The organism is Streptomyces sp. NBC_01410 (assembly GCF_045040195.1).
GTDB lineage: Bacteria > Actinomycetota > Actinomycetes > Streptomycetales > Streptomycetaceae > Streptomyces.
Genome location: NZ_CP109530.1, coordinates 4179309 through 4195000, shown reverse-complemented (window position 1 = coordinate 4195000; position 15692 = coordinate 4179309). Strand labels below are relative to the sequence as shown.

The following is a 15692-nucleotide window of genomic DNA, read 5'->3' as shown; positions in this document are numbered from 1 at the left end:
CAAACTCCGTGATAGCTGGTTCTCCCCGAAATGCATTTAGGTGCAGCGTCGTGTGTTTCTTGCCGGAGGTAGAGCACTGGATAGGCGATGGGCCCTACCGGGTTACTGACCTTAGCCAAACTCCGAATGCCGGTAAGTGAGAGCGCGGCAGTGAGACTGTGGGGGATAAGCTCCATGGTCGAGAGGGAAACAGCCCAGAGCATCGACTAAGGCCCCTAAGCGTACGCTAAGTGGGAAAGGATGTGGAGTCGCAGAGACAACCAGGAGGTTGGCTTAGAAGCAGCCACCCTTGAAAGAGTGCGTAATAGCTCACTGGTCAAGTGATTCCGCGCCGACAATGTAGCGGGGCTCAAGCGTACCGCCGAAGTCGTGTCATTCCAGCATGAGGGCCAACGCCCGCTGGGATGGGTAGGGGAGCGTCGTGTGCCGGGTGAAGCCGCCGCGTAAGCGAGTGGTGGACGGTACACGAGTGAGAATGCAGGCATGAGTAGCGATACACACGTGAGAAACGTGTGCGCCGATTGACTAAGGGTTCCTGGGTCAAGCTGATCTGCCCAGGGTAAGTCGGGACCTAAGGCGAGGCCGACAGGCGTAGTCGATGGACAACCGGTTGATATTCCGGTACCCGCTTTGAAACGCCCAGTACTGAACCCATTAATGCTAAGGCCGTGAAGCCGTCCTGGAGCCTTCGGGCAAAGGGAAGTGGTGGAGCCGCCGGCCCAAGGTGGTAGTAGGTAAGCGATGGGGTGACGCAGGAAGGTAGTCCAGCCCGGGCGGTGGTTGTCCCGGGGTAAGGGTGTAGGCCGTGTGATAGGCAAATCCGTCACACATTAAGGCTGAGACCTGATGCCGAGCCGATTGTGGTGAAGTGGATGATCCTATGCTGTCGAGAAAAGCCTCTAGCGAGTTTCATGGCGGCCCGTACCCTAAACCGACTCAGGTGGTCAGGTAGAGAATACCGAGGCGTTCGGGTGAACTATGGTTAAGGAACTCGGCAAAATGCCCCCGTAACTTCGGGAGAAGGGGGGCCATCACTGGTGAGAGGACTTGCTCCTTGAGCTGGGGGTGGCCGCAGAGACCAGCGAGAAGCGACTGTTTACTAAAAACACAGGTCCGTGCGAAGCCGTAAGGCGATGTATACGGACTGACGCCTGCCCGGTGCTGGAACGTTAAGGGGACCGGTTAGTCACATTTCGGTGTGGCGAAGCTGAGAACTTAAGCGCCAGTAAACGGCGGTGGTAACTATAACCATCCTAAGGTAGCGAAATTCCTTGTCGGGTAAGTTCCGACCTGCACGAATGGCGTAACGACTTCTCGACTGTCTCAACCATAGGCCCGGTGAAATTGCACTACGAGTAAAGATGCTCGTTTCGCGCAGCAGGACGGAAAGACCCCGGGACCTTTACTACAGTTTGATATTGGTGTTCGGTTCGGCTTGTGTAGGATAGGTGGGAGACTGTGAAGCTTGGACGCCAGTTCAGGTGGAGTCGTCGTTGAAATACCACTCTGGTCGTGCTGGATGTCTAACCTGGGTCCGTGATCCGGATCAGGGACAGTGTCTGATGGGTAGTTTAACTGGGGCGGTTGCCTCCCAAAGAGTAACGGAGGCGCCCAAAGGTTCCCTCAGCCTGGTTGGCAATCAGGTGTTGAGTGTAAGTGCACAAGGGAGCTTGACTGTGAGACCGACGGGTCGAGCAGGGACGAAAGTCGGGACTAGTGATCCGGCGGTGGCTTGTGGAAGCGCCGTCGCTCAACGGATAAAAGGTACCCCGGGGATAACAGGCTGATCTTCCCCAAGAGTCCATATCGACGGGATGGTTTGGCACCTCGATGTCGGCTCGTCGCATCCTGGGGCTGGAGTCGGTCCCAAGGGTTGGGCTGTTCGCCCATTAAAGCGGTACGCGAGCTGGGTTTAGAACGTCGTGAGACAGTTCGGTCCCTATCCGCTGTGCGCGTAGGAGTCTTGAGAAGGGCTGTCCCTAGTACGAGAGGACCGGGACGGACGAACCTCTGGTGTGCCAGTTGTCCTGCCAAGGGCATGGCTGGTTGGCTACGTTCGGAAAGGATAACCGCTGAAAGCATCTAAGCGGGAAGCCTGCTTCGAGATGAGGACTCCCACCCCCTTCGAGGGGTTAAGGCTCCCAGTAGACGACTGGGTTGATAGGCCAGATGTGGAAGCCCCGCAAGGGGTGGAGCTGACTGGTACTAATAGGCCGAGGGCTTGTCCTCAGTTGCTCGCGTCCACTGTGTCAGTTCTGAAGTAACGAACTGTCGAGTCCCCCCACGGCCACGGGGCGGATTCCGGAATCGATATCTTCACAGTGTTTCGGTGGTCATTGCGTTAGGGAAACGCCCGGTTACATTCCGAACCCGGAAGCTAAGCCTTTCAGCGCCGATGGTACTGCAGGGGGGACCCTGTGGGAGAGTAGGACGCCGCCGAACAACTTTTGTGGGAAAGCCCCGCACCTTCTGGTGCGGGGCTTTTCTGCGTTCAGGGCCCGATTGTCCCTCTGTCTCTCGCGGCGAAACCGCGTTGCTCAGCGGCAGGCGGCGCCGTCAGTATCGGGGGATGGACTATGTGATTCGACCCGTACGCGCCGAGGAGTGGGCCAAGGCCCGGGATCTGCGGCTCTCTGCCCTGCAGGACCCCGCCGCGCCCATCGCCTTTCTGGAGACGTACGAGCACGCCGTCGAGCGGCCCGACGGGTTCTGGCAGGACCGAACGGCGACCGCTGCGGAAGGGGTCGCGGCCCAGCAGTTCATCGCCGAGGCGCCGGACGGGCGGTGGGACGGGACGCTCACCGCGCTCGTCGAACGGCCCGCCGGCGAGGTGCGGTTCGGGGAGGCCGCGAAGACCGACCAGACGCATCTGGTCGGTGTGTTCGTACGGCCCGAGGCGCGGGGGGCGGGGGTTGCGGATGCGCTGTTCCGGGCGGCTCTGGACTGGTCGTGGGAACTTGCCGGGCCGCCGGTGAAGCGCGTCCGGCTGTACGTGCACGAGCGCAATGAGCGAGCCGCGGCGTTCTACCGGCGGTTCGGGTTTGTGGCGAGTGGGGACTCCGTACCCGTGCCGGGCGATGACACGGCACGAGAGCTTGAGCTGGAGATCCTGCGGTAGAGGCCGCGGACGGCCGCTACTGCGGGAGCGGCTCCGGCCAGCGGGCGCGGGCCTGTTCGGCGGAGCGGAGCAGGACCAGGGTCGGAAGTCCCTGGTCCTGACCGGTTGCCAGCAGCTCCGGCAGCCGGGGAAGCGGAGCCACCGCTGCGACGTCGTCGAGGACGAGCGTCATTGGTGGGTCGAGCCGACCGTCGGATGACCGTGCGGCCATGCGGCGGCCGTGCTCGACCACGTCTGAAGCCAGTGCGGTGAGCAGTGGCATCGCGCCGGGGTGGGTTCTGGGGTCCTCGATGGACTCACCCACCAGATAAAGGGTGCCCCCTTCGTTTACGAATGATTCCAAGGTGAGCGAATCGGTTCGATTCGGGGTGCACGCCTCACGGATGTGGATCGAGGAGAGGGACGAAAGGGCGCGTACGACCAACTGCTGGGCGATTTCCCGGCGTTCGGGGTGGGCGGTGAGCGCGGACTCCAGGAGGCCTGCGAGACCGGAGGTGGCCTTGGGGTGCGTACGGAGGATGCGTACGGCGTCATGGGCGCTGCCGCCCTGGGCCCAGCGGTGGAGCTGCTTGAACGGGCGTCCGTCCACGGCCGCGGCGTGGAGCCAGCAGCGCAGGAGCGTTTCGGCAGTGTCGGCCATGGCGGCGTCGAGGAGGGCGCGGGGACGTACCGGGGCGAGGAGGGCGGTCGCGCGTTCCTGCGCCGTGGCGGGGTCCTCGCAGTGCGCGGTGGGGGACCAGTGGAGGCGGGCCGGGGTGTCGCACAGGTGCCCGGGGTCGTAGACGAGGACGGGGCCGAGCTTGGCCCGGGCGTCCTTCGTCTCGGCCCAGACGGTGGGGTCGGAGGTGACGACGAGGGCGGGGCCTTGGGCGTCGAAGACGGCCTGGACGGTTGAGGGGCGGCGGGTCGCGGGGTCGCCGTAGAGGAGCCGGGCGGGGCGGGGGGCGGGGACGCTGGCTTCTGCGACGGCCCTGGTGCCGTGGGGGTCCTGCCCGCCTGCCCGGTCGGGACCTGCGGCCCCCTGGGGCGAGGTCGCGGCTGCGCCGACACCCTGACCGGCGGGCCGCCCGGTGTCGCCGGGTGCCCCTGGGCCGGGCTCCTGGGCGTTGCCCGCGTACGCCTCCGCGCCTGCTCCGCGGACGCTCGACTGGGCGTGCCCGCCGAGCTGTTGGGTATTGCCTGTGTACGGACTCGCGGCTGCGCCGCCGGCCGCGGTGGGGGCGCCGGGCTCCTGGACCTTCCCCGCATACGCGTCCCTCGCCGCGGGCCGGCCGGGGACCGGGGTCGTGTACGCGCCGCTGCTGCCCGTGTCCTGTTCCCACCCCGCCCCGCCGCGTCCGCGCTCGCCGTGTCTCGACTCCGCCCGGGGGTCGGGCTGTTGGACGTGGCCCCCGTACGCGTCTCTCGTACGTTCGCTGCCCGCCGCTCTCGACCGGCGGACCGCGCGCCAGCGGGCCAGCGTGCCCAGGGCGAAGATCGTGAGGACCACCAGGATCATCAGCTCGCCGATGGCCAGGCCCCAGAACAGCCCGTAGCCGGAGAGCTCCGCCGACGGGGTCTCCGGCCACGCCGCAGCGAGGTCGTGCGGCTTGGACGCCAGCGTGCGCATCGCGAGTGGCGTGTTGGCGAAGGTGACGCCCGTAGGCCACGCGCCGTGGGACAGGACACCGGCCAGGCCGGTGGCCGTCCAGACCAGCAGTGTCAGGCCGAGCAGGAAGGCGAGCAGGCCGACCAACAGGCCGTCCGGGATGCCTCGTTCCTCTTCGTGCCGGTACCGACGGTCGCGCATGTCATGCCACCGTCGACTCGGAGGACTCGTCCAGCTGCTGCTGCCGCTCGATCAGGGCCGCGCGCTGCTCCGCCTCCCATTCCGCGGCCGCCACGTCCTCGGGCAATGCGGGCCCCGACGACTCCGTCATCGCCCGGTCGGTGAAGACGAGTGGTCGCTCCGCCTCCGTCACCAGGTGTTTGACCACCTGGACATTGCCGTTGACGTCCCAGACCGCGATACCCGGGGTCAAGGTCGGGATGATTTCCACGGCCCAGCGGGGAAGCCCCAGGACGCGGCCCGTCGCTCTCGCCTCGTCCGCTTTCTGGGCGTAGATCGTCCTTGTGGACGCCATCTTGAGGATGGCCGCCGCTTCCCTCGCGGCCGCGCCGTCCACCACGTCCGAGAGGTGGTGGACGACCGCCACGAACGAGAGACCCAGGCGGCGGCCGAACTTCAGCAGCCGCTGGAAGAGCTGGGCCACGAACGGCGAGTTGATGATGTGCCAGGCCTCCTCGACCAGGAAGATCCGCTTCTTCCGGTCCGGACGGATCCAGGTGTGTTCGAGCCACACCCCCACGATCGCCATCAGGATCGGCATCGCGATGGAGTTCCGGTCGATGTGGGAGAGGTCGAAGACGATCAGCGGCGCGTCCAGGTCGATGCCGACCGTCGTCGGGCCGTCGAACATGCCCCGCAGGTCACCGTCGACCAGCCGGTCCAGTACGAGCGCGACATCCAGGCCCCAGGCCCGTACGTCGTCTATGTCGACGTTCATCGCCTCCGCCGACTCCGGCTCCGGGTGCCGCAGCTGGTCCACGATGTCGGTCAGCACAGGCTGACGTTCGACGATCGTCTCGTTGACGTACGCGTGCGCCACCTTCAGCGCGAAGCCGGAGCGCTCGTCCAGGCCGTGCCCCATCGCGACCTCGATGATCGTCCTCAGGAGCGCCAGCTGGCCGGTCGTCGTGATCGCCGGGTCCAGCGGGTTGAGGCGGATGCCGCCGTCCAGCGCCGTCATCGGGTCGAGCCGGATGGGAGTTATCCCCAGCTCCTGGGCGATGAGATTCCACTCGCCCACTCCGTCCTCGCCCTGCGCGTCCAGCACGACCACCTGACGGTCGCGGAAGCGCAACTGCCGCAGGACGTACGTCTTCTCGAGCGCCGACTTGCCGTTTCCGGACTCGCCGAGGACCAGCCAGTGGGGGGCCGGCAGCTGCTGGCCGTACAGCTGGAAGGGGTCGTAGATATAGCCCTTTCCGCTGTACACCTCACGGCCGATGATCACGCCCGAGTCGCCGAGGCCCGGAGCCGCGGTGGGCAGGTACACGGCCTGAGCCTGGCCCGTCGACGTACGCACCGGCAGCCGGGTCGACTCCACCTTCCCGAAAAGGAAGGAGGTGAAGGCATCCGTGAAGACGGACAGCGGATCTCGCATGGCGGACTGCCCTCTCGTTCAGCGTCGGATGCCGGTCGCGAACGGCAAGGTGTTCACAAAGGCACGGTGGTGCTCGCGGTCGCACCATTCCAGCTTCAGATACGACTTGCCGGCCGAGGCTCTGATCGTCCGCTTGTCGCGTGCCAGCGCCTCCGGCGACCGCGAAGACACTGTGATGTACCCGACAAGATTGACACCTGCCGCACCGCTGGCGAGATCTTCACCCCTCTGGTCGAGCCGACCGTGCGCGGCGATGTCGCGCGGGTCGACGGTCCGGTTCATCTTGGCGGCGCGGCTCGCGTCCGCCTCGTCGTTCGTCTTCTCGGTGAGCATCCGCTCGATGGCCACCTCGGTGGGCTCCAGGTCCATGCAGACCGCGACCGTACGGATCACGTCGGGGGTGTGAACGAGCAGCGGGGCCAGGAAGTTCACGCCGACCGGAGTCATCGGCCACTCCTTCACCCAGGCGGTGGAGTGGCACCAGGGCGCGCGGGTGGATGACTCGCGGGTCTTCGCCTGGAGGTAGGTGGGCTGCATGGCGTCGAGCTCGGCGGGCCAGGCGTTCCGCTTCGTCATCGCCTGGATGTGGTCGATGGGGTGGTCCGGGTCGTACATCGAGTGGACCAGCGAGGCGAGCCGGCCCTGGCCGAGCGGCTGGCGGACCCGGATGTCGGCCTCCGCGAGGCGGGCGCAGATGTCGGTGAGCTCGCGGGCCATGACGACGGCGAGACCGGCGTCCTTGTCCAGCTTGCGCGCCCCCGAAGCGGTGGAGTGCCGGGCGGCGCGGGCCATGGCATGGGCCTCGGCGGCCAGTTCGCGGGAGTAGTGCATGCAGGCGACGAGATACGCGCGGTGCTGCTCGCTCGACGTCGACACCATGGACTGGAGCTGGTCGTACGAATCACGCAGCCAGCCGGGCGACTGCTGGTCGCCGCGCTGGGCGACGTCCTTGGCGTGCGCGTCGGGGTCGGCGGGCAGCGTGCGGGCGAGCATCTGAAGGCGGGTCACGAAGCCGTCGCCGTTGGCCACATGCTTGAGCAGCGTGCCGAAACGGTCGACCAGGGCCTCCTGGTCCTCGCTGTCGCGCAGTCCGACGCCCGGGCCCTCGATCTCGATGGCGGCGGTGACGGTGCGGCGGTCGGCGTGCAGCAGCACGGCGATCTCGTCGGGGCCGAAGGGGGCGGCGAGCCAGTTGATCCGGCCGATGCCGGGGGGCGGGCCGATCTCGATCTCACGGCCGTCGAGGCGGATGCCCGCCTCGGCGGCGGAGGAACGGTAGAGGGTGCCCCGGCGCAGGGTGCGCTTGTAGCTGCGGTTGATCTCGTACCACTTGTAGAAGGTGCGGTGCTTGTACGGCACGTACACGGCGGCGAGAGCGAGGAGCGGGAAGCCCATCAAGAGCACGATCCGCAGGGACAGGACGGGGACCAGCAGCCCGCTCATCATGCCGAGGAACGCGCCGGCGATGATCAGGGCGATCTCGCCGGTCTCGCGGTTCTTGCCGACGATCGCGTTCGGCCGGGCGCGGCCGATCAGATACGTACGGCGGGGCGTGATCGGTTGGGACTGGGTCGTCAACGCCCTCCACCTCCTGTGCTCTTGCGGTTGCTGTGCGGGGTGCTGGTGCTGGGACTGCTGCTACGGGGCGGGGGCGCGGCGGAGGGGACAGATCCGCCGCCGCCTCCTCCTGAGGAGGGCCTGCTGCTGTGGGCGGCCACGCCGCCGCTGATGGGGTTGGCGGGGCGCGGGGCGCTGTTGCCGCCTCCGCCTCCGCCGCCCTGGTTGCCGCGGCTGCTGTGGGTCTTGATGCCCTGGGAGACAAGGGCGGCGGGGGAACTGATGACGGCGGCCGCGGCGTTCTCGGCGCCGCTCTGGAAGCGGTTGTTTCGGGAGGCGACGATCTCGTCGCCGAAGCCGGGCACGAAGCGGTAGATCATCGCCGAGGCGAAGATGGCGAGCAGGATGATCGCCAGCCCGGAGACGACGGCCGAGAAGGAATCGGGGCCCTTGTCGGCGGAGAGCGCGCCCGCGAGACCGAGGACGATCGCGATGACGGGCTTGACCAGAATGATCGCGATCATGATCCCGGCCCAGCGGCGGACGTGGCCCCACATGTTCTTGTCGACGAGCCCCGCGTAGACGACGACTCCGAGGAGCGCGCCGATGTAGAGCAGGACGGCTCGGATGAACAGCTCGAGGTAGAGAACACCCGCGGCGAGGATCGTGACCAGCGAGACGACGATCAGCATGATCGGCCCGCCGCCGATGTCGGTGCCCTTCTTCAGGGCGGCGGAGAAGTTCCCGAAGAACATGTCTGTCTGACCGCTGGTACCGCCGGCGATGACCTCGGTGACGCCGTCGGTGGCGGAGACGAGGGTGTAGAGGATCAGCGGGGTGAAGGCGGAGGCGAGGACGGTGAGCCAGAGGAAGCCGATGGCTTCGGAGATGGCGGTGGTGAGGGGGACGCCGCGGATGGCGCGCTTGGCGACGGCGAGGAGCCACAGGACGAGGGTGAGGATCGTGGCCGCGGCGAAGACGATGGCGTACTGGGAGAGGAAGGCGGTATTGGTGAAGTCGACGCTGGCGGTGGACTTCACGGCCTTGGAGAGGGTGTCGACGGTCCAGACGGCGGCGTCGGCGCAGCCGCGGGCGAGGGAGGCGAGGGGGTCGAGGGCGTCGGCGGGGTCTGCGGGGCCGGAGCGTCGGGCTCCGCCGGGTTCGCCGTTGTCGCAGTAGTCCCGCGCGGGGCCCACGATGAGGTCGCACTTGTCCTTGTTGGACGGCGTCGGCGTGGGCGTCGGTGCGGCGAAAGCGCGCGATGACAACAGCACCGCTGCCGTCTGGACGGCCCCGAAGGCGGCCGTGAGTTTGAGCGCGCGGCGCGGGCTATCGGGCATACGTGAACCCTCCGTACTGCTCGACTGCCTTGGCGATCTCGTCGGCGCTGGAGGCCGTCCGGTCGGCGTTCACCGGTGCAGGGCCGTCCTTCTGGGAGAAGCTCTCGACCTTCCAGCTCTCGTCTGCCCACTGGAGCTTGAGCGTCATGGTGAACCAGTCATTGGTCACCGGGTTGGTGGAGCTGATTCCGGCTGTGCCGAACACACCGGTGCACCAGACCTCCACGGTCGCGGACGTGTCCGCGTAGGCCGTGATTTTGGTGCCGACCGGCGCAGTGCGTGACACATACGTCAGCCCTTTGGCGGCGTTTCCGTTCGCGTCGAGGCCGAGCTTGGAAAGGAACGCCTGGTTGTACGCCTGGTCGAGTTTGGCTTGCAGCTCACCGACCTTGCCGGCCACGAAGAGCTGGCTCACGATCTCGTGTCGCTGTGTCGGCTTGAGGATGTCGGCCGAGACAAGCGCGACCGCGTAATTCGCCGCCGCGCTCTGCGCCCCCTGCTCATCCTTCGCGTACCCCGACGGAACCCCCCCAGCCTTCCCCTTCACCGGCTTGACCCCCGTCGCCGCCGTCGGCTCCGCCCCCGCCGCCGCCTCCGTGCCGCCGCCCGACGTGGTGTCGTCGCCTCCGCCCTGGTTGGCGAACGCGATCGCCGCGATCAGCAGCACCACCACACCCACGACCGTGATCAGCGAGCGTGAGTTCCGCACAGGCCTGCGCGCGCCGCCGTAGACGTCCGCGTCGCCGCCGCCGGGGAGTCTGGTGCGGGTCTGGCCCGATCCGCCGAAGCTCTCGTCCGGGCGGCCTCCCGGCTCGCCGCCGTGGCCGTGCTCGTCGCCGAGGCTCATCTGGCGTACGCCCCCTCAACCGTTTGCAGTTCCGCGAAGTACGACGGGCGGTACGACGCGTGGTCCGACACGTAGTACGACGGTAGTCGTGCTGCTTCCCGCTTGGGCGTGGTGTGGTGACTCGACATCAGGGAGACGCAACCTCAAAGGGTGGGCCCGGGCACGCCCGGAGAGGACGGCGGGCGGCTAGACAGCCATCCCGTACACGATGGTGAACAAGGTCCCCAGTGACCCGATGATGAAGACGCCGGTCAGTCCGGCGACGATCAGCCCCTTGCCCTGCTCCGCGCTGAAGGTGTCGCGCAGCGCCGTCGCTCCGATGCGCTGTTTGGCCGCGCCCCAGATCGCGATGCCGAGGCAGAGAAGGATGGCAACGGCCATCACGACCTCGATCATCACTCGAGCTTCGTTCCCCAGGCTCCCGAAAGGCCCCCAGTTCGGGGCGATTCCGCCGATGATGGTGGTGATGTCGCCCTTTTCGGCTGCCAGGATCATGTAACTCACCGCCCCTGTTGGGTTGTTCATTGCCCTTGCCCCTCGGCACGGGCCGTCGTTCTATCTTCGCTGATGAAATCGCCCGCGTAAGCCGACTTGGCCGGTCTCTTCACCCGATCTCCGAACGGATGACCGATCCTGCCGTCTTGACCTGTCTCGGGGACGGACCGGTTCGAAGCGAGGGAGTGCGTATGGTCACTCTGTGTATCATGGGGGGTGACTCCGGGCAATGACTGTCGTTGTTGCACCTTTGGGGCGGTGGGTCGTGGCCGAGCACAAGGGGGCGCACTCAGGGGGTTGCGGCGTCCTGCCCGTCCAGCTCCGCGAAGTGGTCGAACTCGCCCGCTCGGACGCCGAGTACGAAGGCGTCCCACTTCTTCCTGGTCGTTGTGACGACGTTCCCGGGATCGCTGGTCTCGCGGAGGTGGACCAGGTCGCCGGGCCCGAAGGCGACTTCGATCCAGGGGCCGGGGCCCTTGGCGCCCTCGGGGGCGGCGCGGGTCCAGTCGAGATCGGTGGGGACGTCAGTCACGGTTCCCCTTGAGGGCGCGGGTCAGCGCCGCGAAGGCGGCGGGGGTGGTACTGAGTATCGCCCCGCCGGGGTCGCCGCTCTCCGTGAGTTTCACCGTACGGTCGCCATCTGCGGCGACGTGCAGGCACGAGTCGCCCTGGGCGCAGTACGAGGACTTCTGCCAGTCGTAGGCAGCCATGGCTGTTCCCTTCACAGGTTCCGGCTGATGCTGTGGACGAGGTCCCGGCTGTCCATCGGCGAAAGCGCAACGGCCTCGATCTTGTCGAAGAGAAGCCGGTACTTGTCGAGCTGGGCCTCGGTATCGAGGAAGGCCAGGCCGTGCGACTGGTCGAGATGGACCGTGTCCAGTGGCGGCACTGGGCCGTAGGCGTAGTAGACGGACTGGCCCGAGCCCGGAATGGCGCCCGCCTTGAACGGGATCACCTGAAAGGTGACGTGATCGTGCTCGCTCATGTCGAGCAGGTGTCGCAGCTGTTGGCGGGCGACGGACGCTCCACCGACCTCGATGCGCAGCGCGGCCTCGTGGACCAGTGCCTGGTACCGACGCGGAGCATCTCCGTACAGGACTGCCTGGCGTTTGATCCGGAACGAGACGCGGTGTTCGATCTCCGGCGGGGACATCGCAGGCACGTCCTGGCGGAAGATCTCGCGCGCGTGGTCGCCGGTCTGGAGCAGTCCCGGGATGTGAGCGGTGATCGCCCCGCGCAAGGCTCTTGCGTGGTGCTCCAGTTCGGCGAGGTCGATCAGCCCTGTGGGCAGGATCTCCCGGTACTCCTCCCACCAGCCGCGCTTCCGGTCCTCGGACATGCGCACCAGGGCTTCGACGAAAGCGTGGTCCGAGCAGGAGTAGTTCTGTGCCATGGCGCGGATCCGGTCGCCGCTCACGCCGAACCTCGCGGTTTCAACGTTGCTCAGCTGCCCCTGGCTGGTTCCCAGCAGGCGAGCGGCTTCTGTGGCCGTAAGCCCGGAGCGCTCGCGCAGTTTGCGCAGCTCGGCGGCGATACGCATGCGCCGAGCCGTGGGGGCGGACCTGCCCGCCATGCAACTCCTCCTTGATGGAGCTCAGTTCGGACCGTCACTCACACGGGCGATTATGCATGGAATTTCGCGAGTGCAGTGCAAATGTAACTTGCGCACTGCCTAGTCTGAGCTCCACGCAAATCGCCTGGAAGTGCACCGCTCGACGGAGCGGCAGGGCCACCAGGCACGCACCCCAACGTCCGCTCCGCGAAGGAGACTTCCATGGCCACCGTATCCCCGCCCTGGGCCTACACCCTCCAACTCCCCCACGATCCCCGCGCCCCCGGTATCGCCCGCTCCACCCTCCGGGCCGTTCTTCGCGCCCACTGCATGGCCGAACTCACCGAGACCGCCGAGCTGTTGGCGAGCGAACTCGTCACCAACGCCCACCGGTACGCCCAGGGGCCCTGCGGCCTCCGCCTCCGCGCGCCCGAGCCACACCGGCTCCGGCTCGGCGTCTGGGACGCCAATCCGGAGATCCCGCCGCCCTTCAAAGGCGCGCTCAGCCCGCCCGTCGCGGAAGCCGAGTGCGGGCGGGGGCTGCACCTCGTGGAGCTGTGCGCGGACAGCTGGGGTGCCTGTCCGCTCCCGCAGGGCGGCAAGCTTCTGTGGGTGGAATGCGTGCGGGGAGCGGATTGTCAGTGGGGCGACCTATTGTGACTGTGCGTAGTGAATCCGACGCGACCGGCAGAGGAGACCCGTGATGTCCGAGGCCCGCGAATACGCATGGCAGTACGGTGGAGACGTCGCTGAGCGGGTCACAGGCCCTCCCGCTGCTCCCGCTCGCGCAGCCGAGGAGCCCGACCCGCAGGGATGGAGGCCGCCAACCATGTCCGTGCCGCCGCTGCGCCCACGGCCGGGGAATCTGCGCGAAGTCGCCGAGAAGATCGAATCAGCGACGGGTCTGCGTGTGCAGATCGTGGGAGGAAGTCTCGTGATGTCCCCGACTCCGCGTGGCAAGCACGCGGGCGTGGTCCGTCGGCTTCGGCTGCAGATCGACGCGGCCGTGCCGGAGAGCCTCGGTGCGTACGAAGTGTCGTCGATCTCCATGCCGGGTGATCCGGACGACTATGTGACGCCCGACCTCGTCGTCCTGCCCAGTGACTGGGATGACGACGACGACTGGCTCGCGGACCCCCAGGACGTCGCTCTCGCCGTCGAGGTCATCTCCAAGTCGGAGAAGGCCAGGGACATCAGTCAGAAAAACGACTGGTATGCCGTCGCCGGCGTGAAGGTCCTCCTGGTCATCGACCCCCGCCACGGCACCTGGGCGCTGCACACCCAGCCCCGCAGCGGCAGCTACCAGGACACCCAGCGCGGCAAATACGGCGAGGAGATTCCCGTCCCCGACCCGCTCACGCTCCGCCTGGCCACCGACCGCCTTCCTGTGTACGGGGATGCCGGTCGGCCGGACTGAGTTCAGGTCCGCCGAATACCGGACCCGTAAGCCTGCGAGCGGTCCGCCCCGCCGGATGGCGAAACCGGCGGCCCCAACACAAGCCGGTCCACGGCAAGTTGGATATCTTGGACCCTGTGACCGACAACGCGCACTTACTCGCCGGGATCGACACCACCCGCCCGCACACCGCCCGCATCTGGAACTACTGGACCGGCGGCAAGGACCACTACGAGGTCGACCGCGAGGCCGGTGACCAGATCCGCAGGCTTCATCCCGGCATCGGTGACTACGCCCTCGCGGACCGGCTGTTTCTCGGGCGGGCCGTGCGTCATCTGGCCGCGGAGGTGGGGATCCGGCAGTTCCTCGACATCGGGACCGGGCTGCCCAGCGCCGACAACACCCACGAGGTGGCTCAGCGCGTCGATCCGGCGGCGCGGATCGTGTACGTGGACAACGACCCGCTCGTCCTCGCGCACGCCCGCGCCCTGCTCACCAGTACGCCCGAGGGCCGCACCGACTACCTCGACGCCGATCTGCGCGACGTCGGCACGATCATCGAGCGCGCCGCCGGGACACTCGACCTCTCGCAGCCCGTCGCGCTGCTGCTCCTCGGCGTGGTGATCTTCATCGAGGACGACGAGGAGTCGTACGGCATCGTCCGCCGTCTCATGGACGCGCTGCCCGCCGGCAGTCATCTCGTCCTCTCACACACCATCACCAGCCCGGCGATGCCCGATGTGGACGCCGCCGTCGCGTTCTGGAACGAGCACGGTAAGCCCAGGCTCACCCAGCGCACTCCGCGGCAGCTCGCCCGGTACTTCGACGGGCTCGACATGCTGGAGCCCGGTCTGGTGTCGTGTTCGCGCTGGCGGCCGGAGACCACCGGTGGCGAAGAGCCCGGCGAGGTGGCCATGTTCGGCGGCGTGGGGCGCAAACCGTAGGCGCGCGGGCGAAATAGGGGCAGTAACACGGTGCGGATGGGGGAGGGTTGAGGGCGTGCGGAAAGTCTGGGTGGCCAGTGGGATCGGGATCGGGCTGTGCCTGAGCTTTGTCGCGCTGCTCGTCGTCGGGACCTATTCCGCCGCCGCCGGGCTCATGGGCGGCATCGGCGGCGGGCGGGCGGTGGGGCTGGCCAAGGGGGCCGTGCCCGCGCTCTATCAGCCGCTCGTGCAGAAGTGGGGCAACCTCTGCCCCGCCATCAACCCCGCTCTGCTCGCCGCCCAGCTCTACCAGGAGAGCGGCTGGAACCCGAAGGCGCAGAGCCCGGCCGCTGCCCAGGGCATCGCGCAGTTCATCCCGGGCACCTGGGCGGCGCACGGTGTCGACGGGGACAAGGACGGGGACCGCGACGTATGGGATCCGGCCGACGCGATTCCGTCTGCTGCCTCGTACGACTGCGAACTGGCCGGATATGTCAAAAAGGCGCCCGGTGACCAGACCGACAACATGCTGGCCGCGTACAACGCGGGCGCGTATGCCGTCATCAAGTACGGCGGTGTCCCGCCCTACCGCGAGACGCAGAACTATGTGAAGGTCATCCGCACCCTGGAGAAGAGCTTCGCCCGGCCCGTCGGACGTGTCGAGCCGTCGCGGCAGGCTGCCGGGGCGATCTACTTCGCTCAGCAGAAGCTCGGCACGAAGTATCTGTGGGGCGGCAACGGCACACCTGAGCAGGGCGGACGTTTCGACTGCTCAGGGCTGACGCAGGCCGCGTACCGGACCGTGGACATCGAGCTGCCGCGCGTCGCGAACGATCAGTACAACGCGGGACCGCATCCGTCGCGCGACGAGCTGCTGCCCGGCGATCTCGTCTTCTTCTCCGACGACCTCACCAACTCGCGGGCGATCCGGCACGTCGGGCTCTATGTGGGTGGCGGGTACATGATCAACGCTCCGTACACCGGAGCCGTGATCCGCTTCGACAAGATCGACACCCCGGACTACTTCGGTGCGACGAGGGTCACCAAGGATGGCGCGAAAGCGCTGCCGACGGCCCTCCCGGAAGGCTGACGAGGCATCGGACGTGGCCGGAACTCTCTGCTACGCCAAAGCCCTGAACTGCGACGACGTGTCACTCTTCGATAACGTCATGGTGATCGTTCGGTGGAGAGTGGAACGTACCTGAGGAGCGGGCCGTTCCCTGGACGGAGACAGCCGCACTGACCATGCAGCAGACAC

14 protein-coding genes and 2 rRNA genes (1 of these 16 only partly in view) are annotated in these 15692 nt (G+C 67.2%); 7 read left to right on the top strand and 9 right to left on the bottom strand.

All coding sequences use genetic code 11. The features are described 5' to 3' along the window. The 3 genes from OG741_RS19170 to OG741_RS19160 all read left to right on the top strand — a co-directional run. Positions 1 to 2229, top strand: a 23S ribosomal RNA gene (locus tag OG741_RS19170) (it extends 895 nt beyond the left edge of the window). Between the two features lie 96 nt (positions 2230 to 2325). Further along, positions 2326 to 2442, top strand: a 5S ribosomal RNA gene (rrf, locus tag OG741_RS19165). Between the two features lie 127 nt (positions 2443 to 2569). Continuing rightward, a complete protein-coding gene (locus tag OG741_RS19160) occupies positions 2570 to 3118 on the top strand; it encodes a GNAT family N-acetyltransferase (protein ID WP_405599486.1) in 549 nt (182 codons plus the stop codon). A gap of 16 nt (positions 3119 to 3134) precedes the next feature. Here the strand turns inward: OG741_RS19160 and OG741_RS19155 are convergent, their stop codons facing one another. The 9 genes from OG741_RS19155 to OG741_RS19115 form a co-directional block, all read right to left on the bottom strand. Beyond that, positions 3135 to 4907 carry a type VI secretion protein gene (locus OG741_RS19155; protein ID WP_405599485.1) on the bottom strand — a complete coding sequence of 591 codons (1773 nt, stop codon included), beginning with the start codon at positions 4905 to 4907 and terminating at the stop codon, positions 3135 to 3137. A 1-nt stretch (position 4908) separates the two neighbouring features. Further along, a complete protein-coding gene (locus tag OG741_RS19150; protein WP_266480999.1) occupies positions 4909 to 6324 on the bottom strand; it encodes an ATP-binding protein in 1416 nt (471 codons plus the stop codon). Between the two features lie 18 nt (positions 6325 to 6342). After that, entirely contained in the window at positions 6343 to 7902 is a 1560-nt protein-coding gene (locus OG741_RS19145) for an SCO6880 family protein (protein WP_405599482.1), read from the bottom strand. Then, on the bottom strand, positions 7899 to 9221 hold the full coding sequence (locus OG741_RS19140; RefSeq protein WP_405599480.1) for a hypothetical protein: 1323 nt from the start codon (positions 9219 to 9221) through the stop codon (positions 7899 to 7901). The genes OG741_RS19145 and OG741_RS19140 overlap by 4 nt, the downstream gene beginning before the upstream one ends. After that, positions 9211 to 10068, bottom strand: a complete 858-nt coding sequence (locus OG741_RS19135; RefSeq protein WP_405599478.1) for a hypothetical protein — start codon at positions 10066 to 10068, stop codon at positions 9211 to 9213. Before OG741_RS19135 ends, OG741_RS19140 begins: the two co-directional genes overlap by 11 nt. Before the next feature lie 186 nt (positions 10069 to 10254). Continuing rightward, a complete protein-coding gene (locus OG741_RS19130; RefSeq protein WP_142217964.1) occupies positions 10255 to 10563 on the bottom strand; it encodes a hypothetical protein in 309 nt (102 codons plus the stop codon). Positions 10564 to 10852: 289 nt separating this feature from the next. After that, complete coding sequence (locus tag OG741_RS19125; protein WP_405599476.1) at positions 10853 to 11095, bottom strand: DUF397 domain-containing protein; 243 nt, start codon at positions 11093 to 11095, stop codon at positions 10853 to 10855. Next, the gene (locus OG741_RS19120) at positions 11088 to 11273 is read right to left on the bottom strand and encodes a DUF397 domain-containing protein (RefSeq protein WP_405599474.1); all 186 of its coding nucleotides are present in this window, start codon (positions 11271 to 11273) and stop codon (positions 11088 to 11090) included. Before OG741_RS19120 ends, OG741_RS19125 begins: the two co-directional genes overlap by 8 nt. Positions 11274 to 11284: 11 nt before the next feature. Beyond that, entirely contained in the window at positions 11285 to 12136 is an 852-nt protein-coding gene (locus tag OG741_RS19115) for a helix-turn-helix transcriptional regulator (RefSeq protein ID WP_405599472.1), read from the bottom strand. Between the two features lie 201 nt (positions 12137 to 12337). Here OG741_RS19115 and OG741_RS19110 point away from each other — a divergent pair, with 201 nt between their 5' ends. From OG741_RS19110 to OG741_RS19095, 4 genes are all read left to right on the top strand, one after another. Next, positions 12338 to 12775: an ATP-binding protein gene (locus tag OG741_RS19110; RefSeq protein ID WP_405599471.1), complete on the top strand. Its 438-nt coding sequence runs from the start codon at positions 12338 to 12340 to the stop codon at positions 12773 to 12775. Positions 12776 to 12944: 169 nt separating this feature from the next. Next, positions 12945 to 13532: a Uma2 family endonuclease gene (locus OG741_RS19105; protein ID WP_405599469.1), complete on the top strand. Its 588-nt coding sequence runs from the start codon at positions 12945 to 12947 to the stop codon at positions 13530 to 13532. Positions 13533 to 13648: 116 nt separating this feature from the next. Continuing rightward, entirely contained in the window at positions 13649 to 14455 is an 807-nt protein-coding gene (locus OG741_RS19100) for an SAM-dependent methyltransferase (RefSeq protein WP_405599467.1), read from the top strand. Positions 14456 to 14525: 70 nt separating this feature from the next. Beyond that, positions 14526 to 15524 (top strand): NlpC/P60 family protein, encoded by a 999-nt coding sequence (locus OG741_RS19095; protein ID WP_405599465.1) that lies wholly within the window; start codon positions 14526 to 14528, stop codon positions 15522 to 15524. Positions 15525 to 15692 lie beyond the last annotated feature (168 nt).

What these genes read in the sequence shown, in the direction of transcription:
- OG741_RS19160 (WP_405599486.1), top strand. Translation starts at nt 2,570, where the DNA reads ATGGACTATGTGATTCGACCCGTACGCGCCGAGGAGTGGGCCAAGGCC.
- OG741_RS19155 (WP_405599485.1), bottom strand. Translation starts at nt 4,907, where the DNA reads ATGCGCGACCGTCGGTACCGGCACGAAGAGGAACGAGGCATCCCGGAC.
- OG741_RS19150 (WP_266480999.1), bottom strand. Translation starts at nt 6,324, where the DNA reads ATGCGAGATCCGCTGTCCGTCTTCACGGATGCCTTCACCTCCTTCCTT.
- OG741_RS19140 (WP_405599480.1), bottom strand. Translation starts at nt 9,221, where the DNA reads ATGCCCGATAGCCCGCGCCGCGCGCTCAAACTCACGGCCGCCTTCGGG.
- OG741_RS19135 (WP_405599478.1), bottom strand. Translation starts at nt 10,068, where the DNA reads ATGAGCCTCGGCGACGAGCACGGCCACGGCGGCGAGCCGGGAGGCCGC.
- OG741_RS19130 (WP_142217964.1), bottom strand. Translation starts at nt 10,563, where the DNA reads ATGATCCTGGCAGCCGAAAAGGGCGACATCACCACCATCATCGGCGGA.
- OG741_RS19120 (WP_405599474.1), bottom strand. Translation starts at nt 11,273, where the DNA reads ATGGCTGCCTACGACTGGCAGAAGTCCTCGTACTGCGCCCAGGGCGAC.
- OG741_RS19115 (WP_405599472.1), bottom strand. Translation starts at nt 12,136, where the DNA reads ATGGCGGGCAGGTCCGCCCCCACGGCTCGGCGCATGCGTATCGCCGCC.
- OG741_RS19110 (WP_405599471.1), top strand. Translation starts at nt 12,338, where the DNA reads ATGGCCACCGTATCCCCGCCCTGGGCCTACACCCTCCAACTCCCCCAC.
- OG741_RS19105 (WP_405599469.1), top strand. Translation starts at nt 12,945, where the DNA reads ATGTCCGTGCCGCCGCTGCGCCCACGGCCGGGGAATCTGCGCGAAGTC.